This is a genomic window from Alistipes sp. AF48-12 (assembly GCF_003477565.1).
Classification (GTDB): domain Bacteria; phylum Bacteroidota; class Bacteroidia; order Bacteroidales; family Rikenellaceae; genus Alistipes_A; species Alistipes_A hominis.
The window spans coordinates 80916-105611 of the sequence record NZ_QUDJ01000013.1 but is presented as its reverse complement, the minus strand read 5'-3'; the positions used below and the strand labels follow the sequence as shown (position 1 = coordinate 105611).

At 56.1% G+C, this 24696-nt stretch carries 19 protein-coding genes, 1 tRNA gene and 2 pseudogenes; 9 read left to right on the top strand and 13 right to left on the bottom strand.

All coding sequences use genetic code 11. The features are described 5' to 3' along the window. The first annotated feature begins 135 nt into the window (after window positions 1-135). The 4 genes from DW082_RS09500 to DW082_RS09485 all read left to right on the top strand — a co-directional run bounded on the left by DW082_RS09500 (window position 136) and on the right by DW082_RS09485 (window position 7244). The gene (locus DW082_RS09500) at window positions 136-1446 is read left to right on the top strand and encodes a family 43 glycosylhydrolase (protein WP_101570824.1); all 1311 of its coding nucleotides are present in this window, start codon (window positions 136-138) and stop codon (window positions 1444-1446) included. An 83-nt stretch (window positions 1447-1529) separates the two neighbouring features. After that, window positions 1530-3359: a hypothetical protein gene (locus tag DW082_RS09495; RefSeq protein WP_101570826.1), complete on the top strand. Its 1830-nt coding sequence runs from the start codon at window positions 1530-1532 to the stop codon at window positions 3357-3359. Window positions 3360-3388: 29 nt separating this feature from the next. Continuing rightward, on the top strand, window positions 3389-5215 hold the full coding sequence (locus DW082_RS09490; protein ID WP_118458364.1) for a hypothetical protein: 1827 nt from the start codon (window positions 3389-3391) through the stop codon (window positions 5213-5215). A 121-nt stretch (window positions 5216-5336) separates the two neighbouring features. After that, on the top strand, window positions 5337-7244 hold the full coding sequence (locus DW082_RS09485; RefSeq protein WP_259335580.1) for a hypothetical protein: 1908 nt from the start codon (window positions 5337-5339) through the stop codon (window positions 7242-7244). 72 nt (window positions 7245-7316) lie between these two features. Here DW082_RS09485 and DW082_RS09480 read toward each other — a convergent pair. Together DW082_RS09480 and lnt are read right to left on the bottom strand one after the other, a co-directional pair. Next, a pseudogene (locus DW082_RS09480) lies at window positions 7317-8605 on the bottom strand (bifunctional folylpolyglutamate synthase/dihydrofolate synthase). A gap of 55 nt (window positions 8606-8660) precedes the next feature. Continuing rightward, window positions 8661-10238, bottom strand: a complete 1578-nt coding sequence (gene lnt / locus DW082_RS09475; RefSeq protein ID WP_118458375.1) for an apolipoprotein N-acyltransferase — start codon at window positions 10236-10238, stop codon at window positions 8661-8663. Between the two features lie 102 nt (window positions 10239-10340). Between lnt and DW082_RS09470 the strand changes: the two genes are divergently transcribed. The 4 genes from DW082_RS09470 to DW082_RS09455 all read left to right on the top strand — a co-directional run bounded on the left by DW082_RS09470 (window position 10341) and on the right by DW082_RS09455 (window position 13320). Beyond that, on the top strand, window positions 10341-11003 hold the full coding sequence (locus DW082_RS09470; protein ID WP_055203885.1) for a LysE family translocator: 663 nt from the start codon (window positions 10341-10343) through the stop codon (window positions 11001-11003). Further along, window positions 10984-11703 carry a (d)CMP kinase gene (gene cmk, locus DW082_RS09465; RefSeq protein WP_101570835.1) on the top strand — a complete coding sequence of 240 codons (720 nt, stop codon included), beginning with the start codon at window positions 10984-10986 and terminating at the stop codon, window positions 11701-11703. Before DW082_RS09470 ends, cmk begins: the two co-directional genes overlap by 20 nt. Next, on the top strand, window positions 11688-12551 hold the full coding sequence (locus DW082_RS09460) for a 4-hydroxy-3-methylbut-2-enyl diphosphate reductase (protein ID WP_182424140.1): 864 nt from the start codon (window positions 11688-11690) through the stop codon (window positions 12549-12551). Before cmk ends, DW082_RS09460 begins: the two co-directional genes overlap by 16 nt. A gap of 274 nt (window positions 12552-12825) precedes the next feature. Continuing rightward, on the top strand, window positions 12826-13320 hold the full coding sequence (locus DW082_RS09455; RefSeq protein WP_101570837.1) for a DNA-deoxyinosine glycosylase: 495 nt from the start codon (window positions 12826-12828) through the stop codon (window positions 13318-13320). 261 nt (window positions 13321-13581) lie between these two features. Here the strand turns inward: DW082_RS09455 and DW082_RS15085 are convergent, their stop codons facing one another. The 7 genes and pseudogenes from DW082_RS15085 to DW082_RS09425 form a co-directional block, all read right to left on the bottom strand. Beyond that, complete coding sequence (locus DW082_RS15085) at window positions 13582-13854, bottom strand: hypothetical protein (RefSeq protein ID WP_259335579.1); 273 nt, start codon at window positions 13852-13854, stop codon at window positions 13582-13584. A 5-nt stretch (window positions 13855-13859) separates the two neighbouring features. Further along, window positions 13860-14744 carry a Gfo/Idh/MocA family protein gene (locus DW082_RS09450; RefSeq protein WP_259335578.1) on the bottom strand — a complete coding sequence of 295 codons (885 nt, stop codon included), beginning with the start codon at window positions 14742-14744 and terminating at the stop codon, window positions 13860-13862. Between the two features lie 25 nt (window positions 14745-14769). Next, window positions 14770-15693, bottom strand: a complete 924-nt coding sequence (locus DW082_RS09445) for a sugar phosphate isomerase/epimerase (protein WP_055203871.1) — start codon at window positions 15691-15693, stop codon at window positions 14770-14772. A 27-nt stretch (window positions 15694-15720) separates the two neighbouring features. Next, on the bottom strand, window positions 15721-17070 hold the full coding sequence (locus DW082_RS09440) for a Gfo/Idh/MocA family protein (protein WP_101570842.1): 1350 nt from the start codon (window positions 17068-17070) through the stop codon (window positions 15721-15723). A 459-nt stretch (window positions 17071-17529) separates the two neighbouring features. Beyond that, window positions 17530-18419 (bottom strand): annotated as a pseudogene (locus DW082_RS09435) (bifunctional methionine sulfoxide reductase B/A protein). Window positions 18420-18479: 60 nt separating this feature from the next. Further along, window positions 18480-18803 (bottom strand): hypothetical protein, encoded by a 324-nt coding sequence (locus DW082_RS09430; RefSeq protein ID WP_101570844.1) that lies wholly within the window; start codon window positions 18801-18803, stop codon window positions 18480-18482. Between the two features lie 157 nt (window positions 18804-18960). Next, window positions 18961-19734, bottom strand: a complete 774-nt coding sequence (locus tag DW082_RS09425) for a class I SAM-dependent methyltransferase (RefSeq protein WP_118458363.1) — start codon at window positions 19732-19734, stop codon at window positions 18961-18963. Window positions 19735-20141: 407 nt separating this feature from the next. Here DW082_RS09425 and DW082_RS09420 point away from each other — a divergent pair, with 407 nt between their 5' ends. Further along, window positions 20142-21473: an aspartate kinase gene (locus DW082_RS09420; RefSeq protein ID WP_222613612.1), complete on the top strand. Its 1332-nt coding sequence runs from the start codon at window positions 20142-20144 to the stop codon at window positions 21471-21473. Between the two features lie 517 nt (window positions 21474-21990). On the opposite strand, the gene DW082_RS09410 is transcribed toward DW082_RS09420, so the two are convergent. The 4 genes from DW082_RS09410 to DW082_RS09395 all read right to left on the bottom strand — a co-directional run bounded on the left by DW082_RS09410 (window position 21991) and on the right by DW082_RS09395 (window position 24609). After that, window positions 21991-22076, bottom strand: a tRNA-Leu gene (locus DW082_RS09410). Between the two features lie 51 nt (window positions 22077-22127). After that, window positions 22128-23057: a tRNA (adenosine(37)-N6)-dimethylallyltransferase MiaA gene (gene miaA, locus DW082_RS09405; RefSeq protein ID WP_118458361.1), complete on the bottom strand. Its 930-nt coding sequence runs from the start codon at window positions 23055-23057 to the stop codon at window positions 22128-22130. Beyond that, on the bottom strand, window positions 23041-23559 hold the full coding sequence (locus tag DW082_RS09400) for an IS1096 element passenger TnpR family protein (RefSeq protein WP_101570850.1): 519 nt from the start codon (window positions 23557-23559) through the stop codon (window positions 23041-23043). The genes miaA and DW082_RS09400 overlap by 17 nt, the downstream gene beginning before the upstream one ends. A gap of 42 nt (window positions 23560-23601) precedes the next feature. Then, window positions 23602-24609: an acyl-CoA reductase gene (locus tag DW082_RS09395; protein ID WP_118458359.1), complete on the bottom strand. Its 1008-nt coding sequence runs from the start codon at window positions 24607-24609 to the stop codon at window positions 23602-23604. Window positions 24610-24696: the final 87 nt, after the last annotated feature.

Genomic DNA, 24696 nt, shown 5'->3' with positions numbered 1-24696 from the left:
ACGATGGTTTGAACTTAATGTTTTAATCACCACTAAGTTACTAAAAATCAGCGACATGTACAACTTTTTACTCATATTTATCAACTTAAATTAATTCCGCCAACGGGTTAACTTTACCCAATAGACCATCTGGAAATGAAAAAATCACTGTTTATTGCCGGCCTGCTGGCTTGCGGCACGCTTTACGGACAAAACCCGATCGTTCCGCCGGGAGTATACCTGGCCGATCCCGAAGGACACCAATGGAAGGACGGGAAACTGTACCTCTACGTTTCGCGCGACGAAAGCCCGGACTACTACTGTTCGTGGAGTTACGACCTGCTGTCGACATCCGACCTGAAAAACTGGAAGATCACCAAAAACGCTTTCGCCTCGAAGGGGCCGAACGACCAGGTTCCGTACAGCGACGGCGAACTCTACGCTTCGGACGCCGCTTACAAAAACGGCAAATACTATTTATATTACAGTATGCGGGACGCGATCGACGAAGGCGTGGCAGTATCGGACTCGCCCGACGGACCGTTCAAAAACGGTCAGCCGATGAAAGGTATTTCGCAGATCGACCCGGCGGTCTTCGTCGACGACGACGGACAGGCGTACCTCTACTGGGGGCAATTCTCGGCCAAAGGGGCCAAACTGAAAGACAACATGCTGGAAGTGGACACTACGACGATAGTAGACGGACTGGTCACTGAAAAAGATCACTTTTTCCACGAAGGCAGCAGTATGCGCAAGCGCAACGGAATCTATTACATGGTTTACGCTCACCTGCGCAAAGGACGTCCGACCTGCATCGGCTATGCGACGTCGAAATCGCCGCTCGGACCGTTCAAATACGGCGGCGTAATCGTCGATAACGCCGGATGCGATCCCGAATCGTGGAACAACCACGGCTCGATCTGCGAGTTCAACGGACAATGGTACGTACTCTACCACCGGACGACGAACGGCGCTCGGTCGATGCGCAAAGCCTGTATGGAACCGATCACATTCAACGAAGACGGAAGCATCAACGAAGTGGAAATGACCTCTCAGGGAGCCGGCGATCCGCTGAACGCATTCGACAAAACCGGGGCGGAACGGGCGTGTCTGCTGTGGGGAAATACGCGGATACGCCTCTGCGCACCGGATAACGAAGAACTGAGCGGCATACAGAACGAAAATTACGCCGTCTATAAATACCTCGATTTCGGAGACGGGGCCGACAGTTTTACGGTGGACGTCACCCCGAAAGCCGGAGGCAAGATCGAAGTATGGATCGACAACCTGTGGACCCCGCCGGTAGGCGTCGTCGATGTTCCGGCGTCGGACGACGGGAAACCGGTCACGCTGACCGCAAAAATACAGCCTGTCAAGGGGGTACATGCCCTGACGCTGCGTTTCACCGGCGACAAAGACGCAGACGAGTTGTTTACGGTCGACGCGTTCCGTTTCGGAAAGCAGTAGACGACCCGATACGACCGGAACAGCCGGAGTCGGACTCCGGCTGTTCCTTTAACCTGCAAACCTACGACCTTAAAACCTAATCTATGAAAAAACTCTACCTAAGCATCTTACTGGCAACTGCTCTGACGACGCCGCAAACGCTGTTTTGCGCTCCCCCCGCGACGCGCCCGCAGACATGGACGGCGCAGGATGCACTGGGACGCACGATCGGATCGACCGAACAGTACGGCGCTCCGAGACCGGGCAAAACGGTCGGCATGTTCTTCGTCATCTGGCACGGCACGAGCGGTTACGACACCTACATGAAGCAATTGCCCGACGAAGGCGTCCGCATTCCGCAGCCGACCGATACGCTGAGTCCGTACGACAACCAGAAACTGATGACCGAAAATCCGCAGAATCCGCAATACGGACCGCAGTGGGTATTCCATCACTGGGGAGAACCCTACCTGGGTTACTACCTGGCCGACGACGATTGGGTAATCCGCAAACACGCGCAAATGCTGACCGATGCGGGCGTGGACGTCATCATCGTCGACCTGACCAATGCGGTGATCTACCTGCCGCAGTTGAAAAACCTCTGCAAAGTATATACGCAGATCCGGGAAGCAGGCGGAAGAACCCCGCAACTGTCATTCATCTTCAACACGCAGGCCCGGGAGACCGTCCAACGTCTGTACGACAATTTTTACGCAAAAGGACTGTACAAAGATCTATGGTTCTACTGGAAAGGGAAACCGCTGATCCTATGCCCTCCGCAGGACGTAACGCCGCAGTTCGCCGACTTTTTCACGATCCGGCATTCGTGGTTCTGCTCGCTTCCGGAGTGGGAGTGGTTCGGCGACGGACGCGACAAATGGCCGTGGGCCGACTACTATCCGCAGAATGCGGGCTGGCACGAATCGCCCGATAAGCCGGAAGCGGTTTCGGTCGCTCCGGCCACCCACCCGATCACCGACGGAGGACGCGTACGCCGCGTCGGACGCAGCTACCACAACGGACAGCAACCCGACAAGGCGCATCAACATTCGGAGCAGGGGCTCTGTTTCGCCGAACAGTTCTCGCGAGCAATGGAGCTCGATCCGGAATTTGTCTTCTTCGCCGGATGGAACGAATGGACGGCGATCCGGATCATCGATCACAACGACTTTCTCAAGTGCGGCGACCGGGATCTGAAAGAGGGAGACACTTATTTTTGGGATCTCTACAACCACGAATACAGCCGCGACATCGAACCGCTGCGCGGCGGGTTCGGCGACAACTACTACTACCAGCTCTGCGACTTCATCCGCCGCTACAAAGGCGTGGAACCGATCGAGGTACATTCGGACATTCACCGAATCGACCCGGGCGACATGACGACCTGGCAGCAGGTCAAAGCCGTTTACGCGGACGACCGGGGCGACACGTTCCACCGCAACCACATCGGTTACGGACGGATCGGACAGTTGATCAATACGACCGGACGCAACGACATCGTCGAAGCGAAAATGGCCAACGACGGAAAAACGCTGTGGTTCTACGTCCGCACCGACCGGCCGATCACGTCCTGCACCGACCCGAAATGGATGCGGCTGTTCATCGACGTGAAAGGCTCCGGGCTGCCCGACTGGGAAGGATTCCAGTATGCGGTCGGAAATCCGGCCGCCGACGGATCGAAAACCGCGCTGTCGCGGTCGCGCAACGGATGGAATTGGGAAAAGATCGCCGACCTGGATTACCGCGTCTCGGACAACGAAATGGTCGTTGCGGTTCCGTTCGCCGCAATCGGAGTGAAAAATCCGAAGAACTTCACCGTGGATTTCAAGTGGATCGACAACGCGGTCGATCAGGGAGACATCCAACAGTGCCTCTCGGACGGAGACGCCGCGCCCAACGGACGGTTCAGATACCGATATGCCTTCAGCAGATAACCCGGCAAACAAACCCAACAAACCTATCTATGAAAACGATAAAATTCAGAATATTACGCCTCGTCTGCTTGCTGAGTATAACGGGCGGGGCGGCTGCGGCGCAGGTCGTGCCGCCGACCTGGACGGCGCAGGACGCGCTGGGACGCACGATCGGCACGGACGCTCAGTACGGAAAACCGCGTCCGGGCAAAACGGTCGGCATGTTCTTCGTCGTCTGGCACGGTGCGCACGGATACGACCACTACGAAGCGCGCCCCGACATGGATGTGATCGTCCCCGGCAAAAACGACACGCTAAGTCCGTACGACATCCAGAAATTGCTGGACGAGCGTCCGGACGCCCCGCAGTACGGACCGGTCGGGGCTTTCCACCACTGGGGCGAACCCTACCTGGGCTATTACGTCGCCAACGACGAGTGGGTCATCCGCAAACACGCGCAAATGCTTTCCGACGCCGGCGTGGACGTTATCATCATCGACATGACCAACGAAGTGATCTATCTGCCGATCGTGACCAAGCTGATGGAAGTTTACCGGAAAATGCGCAGCGAAGGAAACCGGACGCCGCAGATCTCGTGCGTATTCCACACGCTGCTGCCCAACGGCAAAGAGACGCTGAAAAAGATGTACGACAACATCTATTCGAAAGGACTGTACGAAGAACTGTGGTTCCGCTGGCAGGGCAAACCGCTGGTATTCTGCCCCCGGGAAGCGCTGACTCCGGAAATGGATGCGTTTTTCACGACGCGCCACTGCTGGTTCGACTCGCGGGAACCCTGGTTCCGCGACGGCCAGCGCTGCTGCCCCTGGGCGGACTACTATCCGCAGAACTACGGATGGGACGAAGACCCGAACGTCGCCGAAATGATGTCGGTCGCTCCCGCCACCCATCCTACCGATCGCCGGGATCGCGTACAGAGGATCGGCCGAAGCTTTCACAACGGCCGCCAACCGCTGACCGAAGCGGAACAACGCTCCGGCGAAGGACTCCATTTCAACGAACAGTTTTCGCGGGCCATGGAGGTCGATCCGGATTTCCTGTTCTTCACCGGATGGAACGAATGGAGCGCGATGCGCTTCATCAATCAGGGCGAGATCCTGACCCTGGCAAATAACGAGTGTAAAATCGGAGACAGCTATTTCTGCGACGACTACAATCACGAATACAGCCGCGACATCGAACCGCTGCGCGGCGGGTTCGGCGACAACTACTACTACCAGCTCTGCGACTTCATCCGCCGCTACAAAGGCGTGGAACCGATCGAGGTACATTCGGACATTCACCGAATCGACCCGGGCGACATGACGACCTGGCAGCAGGTCAAAGCCGTTTACGCGGACGACCGGGGCGACACGTTCCACCGCGACCACTTCGGTTACGGACGGATCGGACAGTTGATCAATACGACCGGACGCAACGACATCGTCGAAGCGAAAATGGCCAACGACGGCAAAACGCTCTATTTCTACGTCCGCACGGCAGCGCCGGTAACCCCGTTCTCCGATCCGAAATGGATGCGGCTGTTCCTGGATGTCAAAGGCAGCGAATCGGGTAACTGGGAAGGTTTTCAGTACCGGATCAACAACGACGTGACCGACAATAAAACGAGCCTCGAAAAGTCGTTGAACGGCTGGAACTGGCAGAAAATCGCCGATCTGGACTACCGGGTCGCCGGCAACGAACTGGTCGTGGCGGTTCCCGCCCAGGCGATCGGAATCGCGAATGCGAACGATTTCGCGATCGACTTCAAATGGATCGACAATGCGGTCGAAGAAGGCGATATTCAGGAATGTCTCTCGGACGGAGACGCCGCGCCGAACGGACGCTTCCGCTACCGCTACCAATTCAAAAAGTAAAATCTTCGGATCGACCGGATTCCGGCAGAACGTTTCTTGCCGGAATCCGGTTGTCCCGAAAAAATATTTTTGTAATTTTACAAATACAACTTTTAACCAATTTCCCTAAAATTTCAAATGTATGATACGTAGGAAAAATTTTTTAAGGCTATCCGTTCTGGCGATGATGCTGGCTCTGCTGGCGGGCTGCTCGAAAGACGAACCGGAGAAAGGCGACGGCGGCGAAGGAGGCGATAACGGCGGCAATACGCCCGGTCCGGTTTACGAAGAAGCGCAGGTAAACAGCGACCTGTGGACGGCCACCGATCCGCTGGGACGCAAACTGCCCGACTACGAACAGACCGGCACAAAAAAGAAAAACAAATACATAGCCATGTTCTACTGGACGTGGCACAACCCCAACATGGTCAGTTACGGTACGGTCGGAAATATTTCCCAAATTTTGAAAGAGAACCCCAATGCCATCAAGGAGAAGGACAACCCGGTATGGGACCGCGGAGGCAGCAATACGCACTTCTGGGGCGAACCGCTGTTCGGCTATTACCGGACGACCGACCCGTACGTACTGCGCAAACATGCCGAGATGCTCGCCGACGCCGGAGTCGACGTCGTGTTCTTCGACTGCACGAACGCGCCGCACCTGTGGGACGAGTCCTACAATGCCCTGATGAAAACCTGGGATCAGGCGCGTAAGGACGGCGTGAAAGTCCCGAAAATTTCGTTCCTGCTTCCTTTCGGTCCGAGCGACGCATCGTACGAGATGATCAAAAGACTGTACAACGACGTGTATAAAGTCCGCAAATACCAGAACCTCTGGTTCACCTGGCAGGGCAAGCCGATGCTGATGGGTTATAACGACAACATCCCGACGAACAACGCCGAAGACCGTGAAATGAAGAACTTCTTCACATTCCGGCCCGGTCAGGCGGACTACGTCAACGGCCCTTCGAACAACACCCAGTGGGGCTGGCTGGAGATTTACCCGCAGAACAAATACGCCTATAACGAGGAAGTAGCAGTCGGCGTAGCCCAGAATACCTGCGCTTCGAACTACTACCATGCCAGCGCATTCAATATTCCCGGTACGTTGGGACGAAGCTACACGGGAAAGAACAAAAGTTGGGACACGCGCCCGGACTCTTACCTGTACGGAGCCAATTTCCAGGAACAATGGGACCGCGGCATCCAGCTCGATCCGTACCTGATTTTCGTCACCGGATGGAACGAATACATCGCCGGGAAATGGGATACGGGATGGCAGGGCGACCCGTTCTCGTTCGTCGACCAATTCGATTGGGAACACAGCCGGGACATCGAACCGAACAACGAATGGTGGGACGCCGACGGCAATTACAGGGGAGACACCTATTATTACCAACTGATCCAGAACGTGCGTAAATTCAAAGGCATGACCCAGCGCGAATATGCGTCGGAAACCAAAACGATCAAACTCGACTCGATGGCAGCTTGGACAGACGTGAAACCCGACTTCAGGCACTACAAGGGAAACGCGATCAAGCGGGCCCACGCCGGGCATGCCGACAAGTATTACAACAGCTCGCTGGGACGCAACGATATCGTCGATGCGAAAATCGCCCGCGATGCCGAATACATCTACTTCTATGTCGAAACCGCTTCGGCGATGACCTCTCCGCAGGACGAAAACTGGATGATGCTTTTTATCGACATCGACCGGAACAAATCGACCGGATGGGAAGGCTACGACTACGTCGTCAATTACGAAACGCCGGACGCATCGACCGGAACCGTCTCGAAAAACGTCGGAGGCAAATGCGAATGGGATAAAGCCGGAGATTTCGATTACGTCGTCAAAGGCAACAAAATGGCGATTCGGATGAAACGGTCGGTACTCGGAATCAAGGATAAAATCGACCTCGAATTCAAATGGGTGGACAACATGCCGAAAAATACAGAATCGGGCAAACCCGAATACAACGCCTCGCAGTTTTATACCTGCGGCGACGCTGCGCCGGGAGCGCGTTTCAACTTTATCTACACGGTCAAATAGATTCTTCCCGAAAAACGATCAGGCCGGCACCCCAACGAGTGCCGGCCTGATCGTTTTTATCCCCGACAAAGATCAGATGATCTCCGCCACGACATACGTGCTACCGCCGACGAATATCAGATCTTCCGGGCCGGCCTGCGACCTGGCCAAACGGAGCGCCTCGGAAACGCTTCCGACGCATTCCCCGCGCAATCCGTACGCTCCCGCGCGCCGCGCCAGTTCTTTTTCGTCGAGCGCGCGCCGGATCGCCGCCCGGGTAAAAAAATAGTAAGCGTCTTTCGGCAACAGCGGCAATACCTTCGACAAGTCCTTGTCCTCGACGAAGCCGACGACCATCAAGAGTTTGCGATAATGCTGCGCGGCAAGCTGCGCCGCCACTTCCGTAATTCCGGCTTCATTGTGACCGGTATCGCACACAACCAGCGGGCGTTCGCCCAACTGCTGCCAGCGTCCCATCAACCCGGTCGTCCGGGCCGCCGTCGCAATTCCCCGAAACACCTGTTCCCGTGAGATGGAAAGCCCGCCCGCCCCGTTCAGTACGTCCAGCGCCGTCAGCGCCGTCAATACGTTCTTGCGCTGATACAGTCCCGGCAGATCGCTGTCGATCCGGAAGCGAGAGCCGTCCAGCCGGTTTTCGATTTCGAAAGACTGTCCCTGCGGCCGGGAAATCTGTCCGAGCACCCGGTAGGTCTGGTCGGCAAAGAGAATCGGGGCGTGGGATGCTTTGGCTTTGTCGATAAAAACGAGCTGCGTTTCGATCCGGCTTTCGCCGACGACCACCGGCGTATCCTCCTTGATGATCCCGGCCTTTTCGCCGGCGATTTCTTCGAGCGTATCGCCGAGAAACTGCGTGTGATCGTAACCGATGTTGGTAATGACGCTCACCAACGGACGGATGATGTTGGTCGAATCGAGACGGCCGCCCATTCCGACTTCGACCACCGCTACATCGACCTCGTGCCGCGCAAAACAATCGAATGCAATGGCCGTAGTGATCTCGAAAAACGAGGCTGCACCCGGTCGATCGTCCCGCGATTCCGTTCGACGAAACCGATCACTTCCTCCTCGGAAATCATTCGTCCGTCGATCCGGATGCGTTCCCGGAAATCCTTCAGGTGCGGCGAAGTGAAAAGCCCCGTCCGATATCCGGCCGCCGTCAGCGTCGAAGCGACCATATGCGACACGGAGCCTTTACCGTTCGTCCCGGCTACGTGAACGCTGCGGATTTTGCGGTGCGGATTCCCCAAAGCCTCCTCCAGCGCCACGATATTATCGAATCCGGCCTTGTAAGCGCTACCGCCGACGTGCTGAAACACCGGCAGCGAATTATACAAAAAATCGAGCGTCTGCTGATAAGTCATTCGAATACTATTTGGACAAACAAAACCTTCCGGGCAAAAACCGGAAGGTACACTTTTAATCGACGATATGGCTCTTCCGCCGGAAACGGTAGGCCATGAAATAGAGCAGGCCCAGCACGAACACATAGCTCGACACCCGACCGATCACATCCCCGTAACGGGTATAAAAAGTCATCCTGTCGTTCAGGCTCAACGAATCGGTCAGCGCTCCGCGCTGGTCCCATCCGAGTTTTTGCAACACGTCGCCGCGCTGGTCGATGAATCCGGAAATACCGGTATTGGCGCTGCGGGCGATGCTACGCCGGTTTTCGACGGCCCGCAACCGCGAATAAGCGAACAGATAGCGATGTCCGGGCGTATCCCGCCACCAGCCGTCGTTCGAAATCACGCACATCACCTGCGCCCCGTTGCGAACGAACTCGGTGAAATATTCGCCGTAAACCGCCTCGTAACAGATCGCCGGCCCGGCACGGACGCCGCCCGGAGCGGTAAACACCTTGCGCACTTTCCCGTATCCGATCTGTCCGGACAGTCCGCCCAGATCGACGAATAAGAATTTCCATTTTCGAATTACCGAATAATAAGGGAGCATCTCCGCCCCGATCACCAGTTTCCCTTTATGGTGTATTTTGATCGCTTCCGTCGAATCGAGCCCCAACGCCGTGTTGAAAACATCGTACCATTGTCCGCCCCGCTCGCGCGCCGTAGGAGACGCGGTCTCTTCGGAATCGTAAGGAACATACGTATTCGCACCGGTCACCACCATCGTCCCCGGTTTGCGCTGCCGGATAAAATCGTGAAACAGCAGCATCGAAGGCGTCCGTTCCAGGTATTCTTCCCAGAAATATTCATCGATCGCCGTTTCCGGAGCCACGATCAGGTCGGCGTCTTGCGGCGCCTGGTCCATCAACCCGATCAACAGTTCGTTCTGTTCGCTCTGCTTCAAAACGAATTTTTCATGGTAAGGGTCGATATTCGGCTGAACGACCGTTATTTTCGTCCGTTCGGACGGCTCTTCGTATGTGGCATACATAATCAGCGAAACGACCGCGGGCAGCAGCAACGCCACCGCCGGAGCGATCCACCGGACGGGCTCGCGTCGCCGTTTCCACGCTTCGAACACAAGCAGGTTCACCACCAGCACCCACAGCGATCCGCCGAGCGCACCGGTGTATTCGTACCACTGCACTAACTTCACGTCCATCGAGAACCCGTTGCCGAGCACCAGCCACGGGAACGAGATCTCGCCGTTCAGGAAAAGATATTCGTAAGCGATCCAGCCGCTGACCAACACCGTGTAGGCCAGCGCCCGTTTGGCCCTGCGCCAGACGGCATGGTAGATCAGAAAGGCCCCCGACATCAATACCGTTCCGGTCACCGTCGCCGCAACGACCCCGATCACGGCCGCGAAACCGACCCACCAGACCGTCGCGAGCCACCACAGCGTGAAAGTCGCCACCGCATAGGGCCAGAATCGCAACGGCTTCCCCTTTCGTCCCGTTTTCGCGGCCACGTCGCTCTGAATCCACAACAGCGGGACGAAAGCCACGAACAGCGTCAGGGAAGTTCCCCCGAGCCACGGGATCGAAAACAACGCCACGCTGAGCAGCAAACAAAGAATACGTTTTCCCATCTTTTCGCTTTTTCTGTTCTGCAAAGATAGATTATATTTATTACTTTTGCATGAAAGATTTCGCGGCCGCAACTGCGAAATCTCCGTGAAAACGCATGATTTATGGGTTTTGAAGTTTTTTTGAAAGGAATCGTTATCGGACTTCTGGCCTCCATTCCATTGGGGCCGATCGGCGTGATGTGCATCCAGCGGACACTGAGCAAAAGCCAGCGTTCGGGGTTCGTATCGGGTCTGGGAGCCGCCTCCGCCGACACGCTTTTCGCTACCGTCGCCTTGTTTTCGCTGACAGTCGTGCTCTCTTTCATCGAAGACAACATGGTTATCATTAAAGTGCTCGGAGGCATCTCGGTCATTATCGTAGGCATGACCATCCTGCTGAAAAATCCGGTCGGTCAGATCCGCCGCAACCGGGCCGGCAAAGGCAGCAACCTGTGGAGCGACTACCTGTCGGTGTTGCTGATTACGCTGGCCAATCCGGCTTATATCCTGATCTTCGTCGCGCTGTTCGCGGCGCTCGGCGTCAACCACGAAGGAATCCCGTACGCCAACGGCCTGCTGATGATCCTCGGCGTGCTGTGCGGCACTTCGCTGTGGTGGTTCTTGCTGACGTTCTGCATCAGCTTTCTGCGTCGCAAATTCCGGCCCCGCCACCTGCTGTGGATGAACCGGATATCGGGAAGCGTCATCGTGATGCTCGGAGCCGCAGCCATTTTATCCATCTTCATTCACATGAAAGTACCTGTCCATGAAATATTCCCCTACTAAAAAGATCGTTATCGCGATCGACGGTTTTTCATCGTGCGGCAAAAGCACTTTTGCGAAAGAGATCGCCGCGCGGATCGGCTACGTATTCATCGACACCGGAGCGATGTACCGGGCCGTAACGCTGTACGGCCTGAGGCACGGCGCCGTACAGGACGGGGACGTGAACGAAGCGCTGCTGATCGCGATGCTTCCCGAGATAGAGATCACGTTCGCATTCAACTCCGAACGCGGAGCGAGCGATATCTTCCTGAACGGCGAAAACGTCGAAAAACGGATTCGCAGCATCGAAGTCAGCGACCTGGTCAGCAAAGTCAGCGGCATTGCTGCCGTACGCGAGCAACTCGTCCGGCAGCAACAGCAACTGGGACGGCAGAAAGGGATCGTGATGGACGGACGCGATATCGGCACCGTCGTATTCCCGGACGCCGAACTGAAAATCTTCATGACGGCCGACCCGGCGATCCGCGCGCAACGGCGCTACAAGGAGCTGGAAGTCAAAGGCGAAAAAGTGTCGCTGGAAGAGGTCGAACGAAACCTGCGCGAGCGCGACCATGCCGACCAGACGCGCGCCGTCAGCCCGCTCAGGCAGGCCGAAGACGCCGTCGTCCTGGACAACAGCCACATGACCCTCCCCGAGCAAATGGATTGGGTGATGCGGCGGATCGAAAAAATAACCTGCGCTCCATGTACATCGAAATAGACGACAAATCGGGATTTTGTTTCGGAGTGGTCAAAGCCATCACCAAGGCGGAGGAATCGCTCGCAGAACTCGGCAAGGTCTTTTCGCTGGGAGATATCGTACACAATCGCGTCGAAGTCCAGCGGCTCGAGAAGCTCGGGCTTGAAACCATCGCACACAGCCATTTTCCGGAGTTGGACGGACAGACGGTGCTGATCCGCGCGCACGGGGAACCGCCGACGACCTATGCGCTGGCAGCGGCCCACCGTATCCGCTTGATCGACGCTACGTGCCCGGTGGTGGCCCGCCTGCAAACGCTGGTCAAAAAGGCGCACGAACAAATGAGCGGTTGCAACGGCCAGGTCGTGATCCTCGGCAAACGGGGTCATGCCGAAGTGGTCGGCCTGACCGGACAGGTCGACGGGGATGCGATCGTCATCGAAACGCTCGACGACCTGGACAATATCGATTTCACGAGACCCGTTTACCTGCTGTCGCAAACCACGCAGAGCCTTGCTCTGTTCGAAGAGGTGCACCGAACCATCCTGGAACGCTCCGCCGCCCCGTCGCAGGTGACCGTCAACGATACGATCTGCCGGCAGGTTTCGAACCGGAACCCGCACCTAAAAGAGTTCGTCCGGCGGTTCGACGTCGTAATCTTCGTCTGCGGCCGGAAAAGTTCGAACGGGAAAGTGCTGTATCAAACCTGTACGGAAGCCAATCCGCGCTGCTACAACATCGAGGACGAACAAGAACTGCAAAGAGAGTGGTTCGACGACTGCCGATCGGTCGGCATCTGCGGCGCGACATCCACCCCGAAATGGCTGATGCAGCGAGTCGCCGACACGATCCGTCAAACGATCGGATAAACCCGAAATTATTTCTTATCTCGGGGAACAACCACCCCGTCCTCGTCATGCTCGAAATCCCCGAAACCACCGCCATCAGCGAACAAGTCGCCTCTTTTTTGTCCGGCCGTACGATCGTAAAAGAGGCTCACCTTGGCGGCGCGGTCTACTACGGCCCTGTATGCCAACCCCTGGCAAAAAATAGACGGGAACCTCCCGGCTGCCCTGTTTTTCCGTATCTTTGTATCGACCTGAAGTCCGAACGACCGGACTTCAGGCCGTAAAAACAGAGAACATGGGAAAATTGATCCACAGTTTCGACCCGATCGTCGACGGAGGCTGCCGGATATTGGTACTCGGAACGATGCCCGGCGAAGAGTCGTTGCGCAAACAACAATATTACGGACACCCGCGCAACGCATTCTGGCCCATCATGGCCGCACTCTGCGGACAGGAACTTCCGGACGCGTACCAGCATCGGAAAGCTATGCTGCTGGAGACGCGAATCGCGCTTTGGGACGTTTGCCGCCGGTGCGAGCGCGACGGCAGCCTCGACAGCAACATCAGCAACGAAGCACCGAACCGCATCGGGGAACTGCTACGGCAATACCCGCAGATCCGCACAATCGCTTTCAACGGGCAGTATGCCGCGCGGCTTTTCAAACGTTATTTTCCGAATGTCGATCCGGAAATCACACGGATCATCCTGCCGTCGACCAGTCCGGCACACGCCGTTCCGTTGGAGAAGAAACTACGGGCCTGGCAGGCCGTAAAAGATTTTTTGAAATAAGCCGGACGCAAAACCGACTAAAACAGCCGCAGGATTTAAAAATCCTGCGGCTGTTTTAAATTCAGAACAGAAAAAACCGGAAACCTTATCCGGTCGGAAAATTTCGCGCGAGGGATTTTCCTCCACACTTCGGGAAACCGACCGCCCCCCCTTCCTTTACCGCCGTTAGTTATTCGAGCTCGACGATACGTCCCTCTTTGCGGCTCCGTTCGGCGGCAAAAGCGATCGCATGGCTTTCGAGCGAGTCGTCGAGCGGAGTGCTCATGATCGTCGCATCCTGCCTGCGGACAGCTCAATCCAATCGCGGATCATGCCGGCGTCGCCGCCGCCGTGACCGGCTCCTTTGTAATTCTCCGCATCGATCGCATTCGCATCGTAAACCGTCTTTTCGCCGGTCGCGAAATCGGTCAGCGTGAACGATTCCATATCGCCGACGATATCGCCGCGCGTTCCCATGATGCGGGTACGACGCCCCATGTAAGAGGTAAAAGCCTCGATCGAAAAGTTTACCGTCACGCCGCCTTCGAACTCCATGCTGGTCACGTAATGATCCGGCTGATCGTGCTACAACGGTAAACGCAACGGCCGTAATCGGTCGTACGCAGGTAACGGAGAATCGCTTCGCCGCGTTCGGGCTCCTCCTCCGGCAGGTCGAATACGTACAGCCAGGTTCGGTCGCGATAGTAGATTTTCAACGCGGAGAACGGGCAGGTCGCCTCTGCGGCGCATCCGTCCGTGCAACGTTCGGTACTCCCTTTCGGAGCGTTCTCCGACTTAAAATGTTTCAGGCCGCCGAAGGCCGCTATCCGGCGACAGGGCTTCCCGATCATCCAGTACAGAATATCGAGGTCGTGGCTCGATTTGGCAAGCACCAGCGGCGTGCTTTTGACCGAATCGTGCCAGCTTCCGCGCACATACGAATGCGACATATGGATATGATCCACCGGCTCGAAATGCTGGATGCTCACCAGGTCGCCGATCCGTTTGGTATCGATCATCTCTTTCAGCTTCAGGAAATAGGGCGAATAGCGCAGCACATGCGTCAGGCAGACGATCTTCTTTTTGTCGCGGGCATGGGCGACCAGCCGGCGGCACTCGTCGAACGTCTGCGCGATCGGCTTTTCGAGCAGGATATCGTAACCCAGGTCGAGCGCCCTCATACAGGGTTCGTAATGCAGGTGGTCGGGCGTCGCGATAATGACCGCATCGGCGAATTTAGGCCGGTCGAGCATCTGCTGCCACGTTGCGACCCGGTTTTCGACCGGAACGCCGTATTTGTCCCCGTACATCGTACGGCGTAGATCGACTAACTCGGCGATGCCGACGATCTTCAGGTCTTCGGGATGCTCCAGCGCATAATCGCCGTACAATTTTCCGCGCCCGCTGGCTCCCAGCACGACGGCGGTGACCGCTCTTTTTTCCATCGGTTTATCGGATTCAATCAATAAACTACAAAGCAACGATCCGGTCGAGCCGGGCGCAAAGATCCGCCAGCGCTTCCGCCGAAGCGCTGTTCCCTTGCTCGGTGGTAAGCCATCCGCCCCGGTAATGCTTGCGGGCCGCTTCCATCACTTTGCTCCAATTCACGTCGCCCTCGGTCAACGACACGCCGAACCCGGCTCCCCTCCCTTTGGAGTCCGCTTCCTTGCGGCTGAATTCCTTGATATGGATACGTCCGATCCGGTTGTCCAGAATGTCGATCCACTGCTCGGGCCATCCGTAAACCAGGATATTGCCGCAGTCGAAATAAAACTTCACATACGGGCTTTCGAACTGATCGACGTAATTGCACGCCTCGACCGGACTCAACAGAAAATTATTCCACACGTTTTCGATGCAGATTTTGACCCCCAGCTTTTCGGCGGTAGGGATCAACTCTTTAATACATTCGGTCGAACGGTTCCAGCAATCGTCATAGCTAACCTCCTCGTTGACGATACCCGGCACCAGCAGCACGGCGTCGGTACCGTACGCCTTCGCGTCTTCCATCGCGACGATCATCGCGTCGATCCCCTCCTGCCGCACGGCGGCATCCGGATGCGAGAGCGGTTTCGCCCAATGGTGGACGTTGCAGACGCTCGACGCCACGAGACCGGTCTCCCGCATGGCGGCCAGCACTTCATCGCGATCCATGTGGCTATTGGGCTCGATTCCGTCGTAACCCGCGGCTTTGATCGCCTTGCACTTGTCCAGCACGGAACCCTCCATGCCCACCGTTCCCCACATGATCGACTTACGGAAATCGCCGGAAACCGGCTCCTTGTCATCGGCAGGAACCGACACGGAATCGGCTAGCACACCGGCGCGCAAATACGGAAACGACAGAACTCCTGCGGCCAGCAGGGCGTTTTTCAAAAAATCTCTGCGGTGCATAACTGTATCGTTTTAGGTTTCAGATTATCAGGCCGGCGATCCTGCTACCGGAGGCGTTTCGGGAATCCCCGGCACCGGACCGAATTCGTAGGTTTCGGGGCCCAGTTTCATTTCGGAAGCCATGATCTCGTCCCAGGTTACGAATTTGCCCGTATAGGCCGACTGCCGTCCCATCATCGCCATCAGCGTCGATTTGACGTGCTGCTCGGCATCGTTCACCGGCGTATCGGTACGGATAGCCGTCACCAGGCGGATCAGTTCCTGCACATACGGATCGGGAACGGCCATCGACTGGTCGGGATCCTCCGGCGCAGGCTTCGGGTACTGCCAGGCAATGGTGCCGTCGAGGTTGTAAATCGTATCGAAACAATTCGTGTACCCTTGCGTTCCGTACACCATCACGTTGTGCGTCGTATCGCAACCGTTGATCTGGCGCGACGTACAGTGCGCGCGCAAGCCGTTGTCATATACGTATTCGATGCTGAAAAAGTCGTACATATCGCCCGTGACACGGCGCTGGCGGCCACCGGTGGCTTCAGCCCGGACAGGCGTCTTATCGCCCATGAACCAGCTCATCATGTCGATCTCGTGAACGAACTGTTCGACCACCAGATCTCCGGAAGTCCAGCAGAAATTCACCCAGTTGCGCAGCATGTACTCCATGTCGTTCCATTCGGGTCTGCGGTTGATGTACCACAGCGCCCCGCCCAAACGCGTCACATGCGCCGATACGATGTCTCCGATAGCGCCTTCGGCTACGCGACGGTACGTCTCGATGCAATCCTTCTGCGAACGACGGATCGTACCGCTGATAACCGACAGTCCCTGCTGATCGGCTTTTTTAGCCGTAACCAGAACCCGCTTGGCCCCTACGGGATCCACTGCGCACGGTTTCTCGATAAAACAGTGCTTGCCCTTTTCGATGGCATATTCGAAATGCATCGGGCGGAATACCGGAGGCGTACACAGCAGCACGACATCCACGCCCGAGTCGATCACTTTTTGGTAGGCGTCGAAACCGAGGAAGCAATTTTCGTCGGTTATCTCCTGTCCCTTATCTTTCAGCGTCTTCCGGCACGCGTCCAGCTTGTCGGGAAACACGTCTCCCAGAGCCGTGATCTGCAAACCGGGACCGGCATCCAAAAAATTGCAAGCCGCTCCGGTGCCGCGGCCTCCGCAGCCGACCAGCCCCGCTTTCAGCGGACGGCCTTCCGGCGCGCTGGCCAGTATCTCGGGAACCGTTACCGTTACTTTTTTCTTCGGCGACGAGCAACCCGTCAGCAAAGCGGGCACGCCGACCGTACTCAAAACGCCCAAAGTTCCCAACGCGGAACTTTTGATAAAATCTCTACGACTTAATTTAAAATCCTCTTTCATGGGTCAGTAGGTTATATGACATTTACAAATATAACCTTTTCTTCGCGAAAATGCAAAAAAGAGCGCGAAAAAGGGGGTCGGATTCATTCTGATCCGGCCCCCCTTTCATTCCTCGATATCCGCTACGATCCGGATATGTCTTCGAGCCGCCACTTAGGATTCAAACCTTCGATCGCAACGCGAGCGGCGACTTTCGCAGTACAACGAAACTTAAGGTAAACTTTGCCCTGATTCAATAGTTATATTTTATAAAAGTTATAAAAATATCCGTTCTCCCGAAGCCCCGAGTTCCGGGCCGGAATTCGCGAATCGCCCCCGCTGCGGACACCCCGGAAGAACAGAGCACAAGTTAAATATTATTACCGGCATGTTCCACAGAGACATCCGTAAAATCATAACGGATTATGTCCTCTTTTTAACGAATCCGGACAGAATCCGCCCGAAAACGGTGTCCGGGGCCTAAAAGCGCTTGACATACCGGTGGCAATAGGGCGACGCGCCTTTGCGGTCGTAATAATTCTGATGGTAATCTTCGGCCTTCCAGAACGTGGTCGCGGGAGAGAGTTTCGTCACCACGTCGTACCCTTTCGCTCGGAGCCGCCCGATCAGTTCGAGAGCCGTCCGTTTCTGCTCGGGAGTCGTGTAAAAAATCTCCGAACGATACTGATCCCCGACGTCGGTCCCTGGCGGTCGACCTGCGTCGGATCGTGTATTTCGAAAAACAGACGGGCCAGCGTCTCGTAAGACACGACGGCCGGATCGAACCGGATACGAACGGCCTCGGCATGGCCGGTCGTATGCGAACAGACCTCGCGGTAAGTCGGATGCCCGGTCTTTCCACCGGTATAGCCCGACTCGATCGAAAGGACGCCGGGCGTCTTGCCCATCAGGTGCTCCACGCCCCAAAAACAACCGCCGGCGAAAACGGCAGTTTCGGTTTTCCGTTCCGCTCCTTCGGTCTCTTCCGGCACGAACCGCAACGAAACCGAGTTGACGCAGTGTCGCGTATCCTTCGGGGTGAGTCCCTCGCCCTCGAAAACATGACCGAGATGGCCGCCGCATTTCGCGCAGACGATCTCCGTCCGACGCCCGTCCGCATCGGGAACCCGCTTGACGGCCCCTGCGATCTCGTCATCGAAGCTCGGCCAGCCGCATCCGGAGTCGAACTTGTCCGAAGAGCGGTACAACGGCGCGCCACACTGTTTGCAACAGTAAGTTCCTTTTCCTTTAAAACGGTAGTATTCGCCGGAGAACGGCGCTTCGGTTCCTTTGCCGACGATCACGCGCTTCTCCTCGGGAGTCAGTTCTTTTTTCATAGTCTGCCCATTCGATTGGGTACACGACAGCATCAGTACCGCCTGTACGATTAAAATCCATTTCATCATTCCCGCAAAAATATTGCCTCTTTTTTACAGGAACGTATCCGGACGCAACCGTGTTGCGCTGCCGCCCGGCAAAAACGGACCGGATTCCGCTCCGGTCGGACTTTCCGGCCGGCACGTCCTTCCCCAGACGGGACTACCCGTCCGCCGGGGGAATCCCCGGCGCAGCCGCGTTTGCGGGCACAAGCCCTGACCGCGGGAAGCGTATCCGGAAGACGACGAAGCGGAACGGACGAAACGGGAAACCGCGTCGCGGAGCCGGGCCTCGATCCACAGCAGCTCCCGGTGCGAAAGAAACCCGACGACGATCGAGCCGAGCGTCGGAAACCTCCGCCCATGCGTCCGCGACAAGGCGCTACGGCAAAACTATAAAAAAGAAAGGGAGAGAACGCCCGGACATTCCTTTCCTGTCGGCCTCGCGAGCCTTCATACGGAAAGTGTCCTTACGTCCAAGCCCCTCTACGGTCGTATGCGACCGTCTCCGGCGACGATCTCCGCGATAAGTTACTTAAATTTTCTTCCCGATATAAAACGCATAACCGTAAAATTCCTTGTATTTGCGGTACGATTCCATTTCGCGGCGTTGACCGGCAATAAATTCTTCAGCGGTTCTACTGCCCGCATGTTTTTGCAGAAACGCGTCCTGTATCCGGACGCACGGAAAAAAGAAATGCTCCGTCCAGCAGTTTTCCGGCAGAACAAAGGTCGCGACGGGAACATAACCGGCGTCCTGCATCCGGGCGACTTTGTTCGGAATCGTATCTATTTCGGGATAATGCGCCATCCAGAAGTCGTGGATTTCGGCGGGGCGTTCGGCGGTAAACCACGAACATTCGGAAACGGCGATATATCCGCCCGTTTTCAGATAGTCGCGCCACTCTTTCAATCCCCGCTCGAAACCGATGTTGTAGATAGCGCCTTCCGACCAGATAAGATCCAGAGATTCCTTCCCGAAGGGCAGGTCGTCCATCGAGCCGACGATCCCTTTCACCCGGTCGGAGAGGCCGAGCGCACGGGCGTTCCGGTTGAATATCCGGATAAAATCGGGAAAGAGATCGAGCCCCGTGACCTGCCCCGGCGCTCTTTGCGCCAGCGTCATTGTCTGTCCGCCCGTCCCGCAACCGAGATCGGCAATGCGGGATTGCGGGGTCAGGCCGTCGATAAAGCCCAGCGCCCGGACAGTCACTTCGGGACTGCCCGGTACCTGACGTTCTACGTTCGAAAAATATTCGCAGATTAAATTGAAATCAAATTCGTGAATCGTTTTATACTCGTTACTCATTACTTCGGTATGTTAGCGCACGCGTGAAGGCATAACCATACCGTTCACCACCGCACGCAGATTAAAAATTAAAATTACAGCAATACGAAAATTGTTCCCGGAAAGAACGATCCGAGAGCGAACGAAAGGACAATCCGTATCAAAAACACAGATTGTTTACCGCACCAAATCCGATTTAAACGTCGTCGTCATGCCGCGAAGATATACAATATTTGTCATACGGCAAATCGGGAACCATATCGAAGTATATCAAAACGACAGGCACCCTTTCATTTCGGTAGACCGGCACGCTCCCTTTCGTTCCCGTACAACACTGACATTCAAAGCATAAACTAAGACACCGGAAAACGGCACTCCAATTGTCCGATAGGAACCGCGAACCAAATCGCAAACAAAAAAACAAACCAATGAATCACGAGCAAGGGAAAATAAAAATCCTGAAATTCGGAGGCTCCTCGGTAGGCTCCGTCGAAAGAATCAAACACGTCGCACGACTTATCAGCGACGAACAGCCCAAAGTGGTCGTACTTTCGGCCATGTCGGGAACGACCGACGCGCTGGCCGGGATCGCGGCGAAACTGTCCGGCGGTGATATGGACGGCGCGCTGGACGACGCCGCCCGCCTGGAAAACAAGTATTCGGCGGTCGCCGACGCGCTTTACCGCCGCGCAGGAAGCGCGGGAAAGGCGAAAAAACATATCCAGAACAGCTTTTCGCTGGTGAGAGAAATCTGCCGGAAACCCTTTTCCGCCGCCGGAGAAAAAATCATTCTGGCCCAGGGGGAACTGATCGTAACCCGGCTGATGTACCTTTATCTCGCGGAGACGGGAGTACATGCCGCCCTGCTGCCGGCAGTCGATTTCATACGGACGGACAAATGCGGGGAGCCGGACATGCGATTTATCCGGAAACATGCGCGCAAAGCCATAAACGGTTATCCCCTCAACCGGATTTTCATTACCCAGGGCTACATTTGCCGCAACGCTTCGGGCGAAATAGACAACCTGCAACGGGGCGGAAGCGATTACACCGCTTCGCTGCTCGGCGCCGCGCTGGACGCCTGCGAGATCCAGATATGGACCGACATCGACGGACTGCACAGCAACGATCCGAGGATCGTATCCGCAACCTCTCCGGTACGCAGACTCACTTTCGACGAAGCTTCCAAATTGGCCCATTTCGGCGCGAAAATCCTGCACCCGACCTGCATCCTGCCCGCCCGGCAAAAGAACATCCCGGTACGACTGTTGAATACGCTGGATCCACAGGCACCCGGCACGCTGATCTCCGAGGCGGCCGACACGGGACGAATCAAAGCGGTGGCCGCCAAGGACGATATAACCTACCTAAAAATACGCTCCACCTACAAGGTACCGGGCTACCGCTTCCTCGACAAGGTATTCCATTGTTTCGCTCGTTCGCACACCCCGATCGACCTGATGGTCACTTCCGACACGGAGATATCCCTGTCGATCGACAACCGGAAGCACCTGCCGGAAATCGCCGCCGCCCTGAGCCGTTATGCCGACGTTACGGTGGAAGACGACATGGTCGTGGTATGCGTCGTGGGCGACCTGAAATGGTACAACGTGGGATTCGAACACCGCATAGTCGATTCGCTGAAAGACATCCCCGTGCGCATGATCTCTTACGGCGACAACTGCGATATCTCGTTCGTACTGCGCCGGAATGACAAAAAGAAAGCCCTCGAAGCGCTCAACTGCTGCGTCTCGCTGTAAACGGAATACTTTTCCCCGGAAAACGGATCTGTTGCAAAACAAAGTCTCCGCGATACATTCCTGTATCGCGGAGACTTTCCAATTATCCGGGAAGAAACGGGAAATCCCCTCCCTATTTGAATTGAACATACTGTAAGCCGACGCAGTCCCTACGGCTAACGTACTGGAGACAGAGACTGCATAAAAACACCAAACACGTTAATTTTCATATATTTACACTTGAAACACGGCTATTTTAATTGCAGAAAATACACACAGGAAAACCCTATCGGCACAAAGGCTGTCAGAGAAATACAAATATACCTATTTATCAATAGACTATTTGATTTGAAGAGAGAAAATAAGTAAAACCAATAGATATAATCACAATTGTTTCGAGAAAGTACAATTACGTTTTAATAGACAAAAACTATCAAATAGATGATATAATAAACCTCTCTTGTGCGCATTTTTCATGTACATAGCGGGACAAATAAAAAAGTAGCTGCGAAGCAAATCGCAACTACTTTATTTACAGTGCTCGGAACGGGAATCGAACCCGTACGGACATTGCTGTCCACAGGATTTTAAGTCCTGCGTGTCTACCTATTCCACCATCCGAGCATCATCGCCCTATTTCTACGCATGGAGCGCAAATATAGGGATATTCGGGGATTATACAAACTTTCGCAGGTACTTTTCGATCGATTCGGCGCATCCCTCCCCGCCGTTGAACCATTCGATCCGGTCGTCACGGCCGAACCAGGTCTGCTGGCGCTTGGCATACCGGCGGCTGTTGCGCTTAATCAGCTCGATCGCCTTGTCCCGGGTGATCTTCCCGTCGAAATACCCGAAGAACTCGCGGTAGCCGACCGTTTGCAGCGCATTGCAGTCCCGCAACGGGTAAAGCGCCCTCGCCTCCCGTTCCAGACCTTCGGCCACCATCCCGTCGACCCGGTCGTCGATCCGCCGGTAAAGCGTCTCGCGCGGCATCCGGATCCCGATCTTCAGGATATCGAACGGACGCTGTTTACCCTCTCCCCGGCGCAGGGAGCTGTAAGGCCGCCCCGTTTGCAGGCACACTTCCAGCGCACGGATCACCCGGTGCGGATTCTCACGGTCGACCTGCCGGTAATACGCAGGATCGTATTTTTCGAGTTCCTCCAGCAACGGAGCCAGCCCATCCCCACGGAAACGTTCGGTCAACCGCCGCCTCAACTCTTCGTCGACAGCCGGCAACGGGTCCATTCCGTCGCAAACCGCATCGATGTAGAGCCCCGATCCGCCCACCAGAAACAACAGATCGTGCTTTGCGAACAACTCCCCGAGCAGGCGGAGCGCATCCTCCTCGTAGCGTCCGGCTGAGTAATCCTCGCTCACGCTGCGCGTATCGATGAAATGGTGCGGCACGGCAGCGAGCTCTTCGGCCGTAGGCTTGGCCGTGCCTATACTCATCTCCCGGTAGATCTGACGCGAATCGGAAGAGACGATCTCGCTGCCGAACGCCTGCGCCAAACGGATCCCGACCCCGGTTTTGCCCGTTGCGGTCGCTCCCAGAACGACCGCCAGCGTCTTACGTCCTGCCACGTTACTCGTCATCGCCATAGCCGTCGGTGCCTGCGAAATCGCTGAAATCGCCCATCGCGTCGTCGAAAACGGAACCGCTTCCGCTTCCCGCCCCTGCACGATACTGGTCGGGAGCATCGCCTTCGGCAAGCGTTACGGCCGGATAGCGCTTGTCCGGTTCCGCCTTCATGGCCTCGGTCAGTTCCAAGAAAAACGCTCGGTCGCCGAGCACGTCGAACTGGTAAATCAACCGGTCGCGTTTTTTACGAACCACCTGCGACAGCAACGTGCGGTCCATCGCCTGCGGCAACAGTTCCCCGTCCGACTCCGTCGCGCCCATATCCATCGCCGTAAACTCCTGCAACTTGTTCCAACGGTCGTCCGCCGTGAAGAACGACGTCAGTTCTTCTGGACGGTATTGCAGATCCTTATTGATAAAATCCCGGAAAGCGGCGAGCGTCATATCGTACGGCACCTCGTATTCGCGAAGGAAATAATCGTCTTCGTCGCACAGCATCCTGAATTGAAAAATCATCGACATGGTCTGTTCGTTTTAATATCCAATAAATATAATCAAACTTATTTAAATCCGCCGCAAAAAAGCGATCACATCCGTCCCGTCGGGATAATCCGTAGGCGAAGGATGCTGCGCCCGGCCGAAACCGACCCGGCGCGGGTGGCCCACGACTTCGGAAACGACGCACTGCAGCCGGTCGTCGTGCCGCCGTATCCAGGACTCCATTCCGTCCAGATCATCGTAATACGCATACCCGATCTCGCTGAGGTTTGGACTCTGCTCGTCGCTCTCGCGGAGCAGGAAAAAACCGCCGTCCAGCAGCGGCTCTCCGCCGAGCATCCGCAGCGCCCGCGCCTGGCGGTAATTGTTCAGGTAGCCCGGATGCGACATCGGATAGCGCGACAACGCATCGCGCAGCAACGTCGGATCGTAACCGCGAGGAACAAAAATCCGGCCGACATTGCGGCACCCCAAACCGAAATATTGGAAAACGTCGTTCGAAAGTCCTTCCAACTGCGCTTCCGTTTCGGTTCCGTCCAGTACGGCAATACTGTACCGGCTACCGCGCAACAGCGACGGCATTTCCCGGTAACGCTTCCCGAAATAACTCCGGGTCGAATCGCTTCCGGTCGCGATCAGGGCGTCCAGCGGCGTATCCTCTTCCAGCGGAGCGACCGGCATTGCGGGCTCGATCCGAAGCAACTGCTCCACGACATAACCCGTCAGCACGCGATCCTTCGAGGAAGGTTTTACGAAACAGCGGTGCCCGCAAATGCAAACGCACAGCAGGTCGAAAAAGCCGACCAGCGGAATGTTGCCAGCCAAAACGATCCCGACGCGCCGAACGGCGGAAGCGTCCGGACGGGGATAACGGGCGAGCCAGTCCCGCAACACGGTCTCGTCGAGCAGATCGGTGCAAATGGCTTCGATCGCCTGCGCGACGCTCTGCCGCGTAAACCAGCCGTTTTCGGCAATCGCACGGGCGACGACCGCATCCAGTTCCCCGCCGGCAAGTTGCCGAGCCAACCTCCTGCCCAGTTCGACAAAAGGGCTTATCCGATAATTTGTTTCCATATCCGTAGGCGCAAAACTATAAAAAAGTTAAATTTGCAACGCATTCAGGCCGGTAAAACTTTCCGCATCCGCTGCTCTCCGGCCGTT

Bases quoted from the DNA above. Each gene is read 5' to 3' on its own strand.
- miaA (WP_118458361.1), bottom strand. From the start codon at position 23,057: ATGGCGATGACGAGTAACGTGGCAGGACGTAAGACGCTGGCGGTCGTT.
- DW082_RS09470 (WP_055203885.1), top strand. From the start codon at position 10,341: ATGGGTTTTGAAGTTTTTTTGAAAGGAATCGTTATCGGACTTCTGGCC.
- DW082_RS09420 (WP_222613612.1), top strand. From the start codon at position 20,142: ATGAATCACGAGCAAGGGAAAATAAAAATCCTGAAATTCGGAGGCTCC.
- DW082_RS09400 (WP_101570850.1), bottom strand. From the start codon at position 23,559: ATGTCGATGATTTTTCAATTCAGGATGCTGTGCGACGAAGACGATTAT.
- DW082_RS09440 (WP_101570842.1), bottom strand. From the start codon at position 17,070: ATGAAAGAGGATTTTAAATTAAGTCGTAGAGATTTTATCAAAAGTTCC.
- DW082_RS09425 (WP_118458363.1), bottom strand. From the start codon at position 19,734: ATGAGTAACGAGTATAAAACGATTCACGAATTTGATTTCAATTTAATC.
- DW082_RS09450 (WP_259335578.1), bottom strand. From the start codon at position 14,744: ATGGAAAAAAGAGCGGTCACCGCCGTCGTGCTGGGAGCCAGCGGGCGC.
- DW082_RS09495 (WP_101570826.1), top strand. From the start codon at position 1,530: ATGAAAAAACTCTACCTAAGCATCTTACTGGCAACTGCTCTGACGACG.
- DW082_RS09500 (WP_101570824.1), top strand. From the start codon at position 136: ATGAAAAAATCACTGTTTATTGCCGGCCTGCTGGCTTGCGGCACGCTT.
- DW082_RS09455 (WP_101570837.1), top strand. From the start codon at position 12,826: ATGGGAAAATTGATCCACAGTTTCGACCCGATCGTCGACGGAGGCTGC.
- DW082_RS15085 (WP_259335579.1), bottom strand. From the start codon at position 13,854: ATGGAGTTCGAAGGCGGCGTGACGGTAAACTTTTCGATCGAGGCTTTT.
- DW082_RS09445 (WP_055203871.1), bottom strand. From the start codon at position 15,693: ATGCACCGCAGAGATTTTTTGAAAAACGCCCTGCTGGCCGCAGGAGTT.
- DW082_RS09395 (WP_118458359.1), bottom strand. From the start codon at position 24,609: ATGGAAACAAATTATCGGATAAGCCCTTTTGTCGAACTGGGCAGGAGG.
- cmk (WP_101570835.1), top strand. From the start codon at position 10,984: ATGAAATATTCCCCTACTAAAAAGATCGTTATCGCGATCGACGGTTTT.
- DW082_RS09485 (WP_259335580.1), top strand. From the start codon at position 5,337: ATGATACGTAGGAAAAATTTTTTAAGGCTATCCGTTCTGGCGATGATG.
- DW082_RS09490 (WP_118458364.1), top strand. From the start codon at position 3,389: ATGAAAACGATAAAATTCAGAATATTACGCCTCGTCTGCTTGCTGAGT.
- DW082_RS09460 (WP_182424140.1), top strand. From the start codon at position 11,688: ATGTACATCGAAATAGACGACAAATCGGGATTTTGTTTCGGAGTGGTC.
- lnt (WP_118458375.1), bottom strand. From the start codon at position 10,238: ATGGGAAAACGTATTCTTTGTTTGCTGCTCAGCGTGGCGTTGTTTTCG.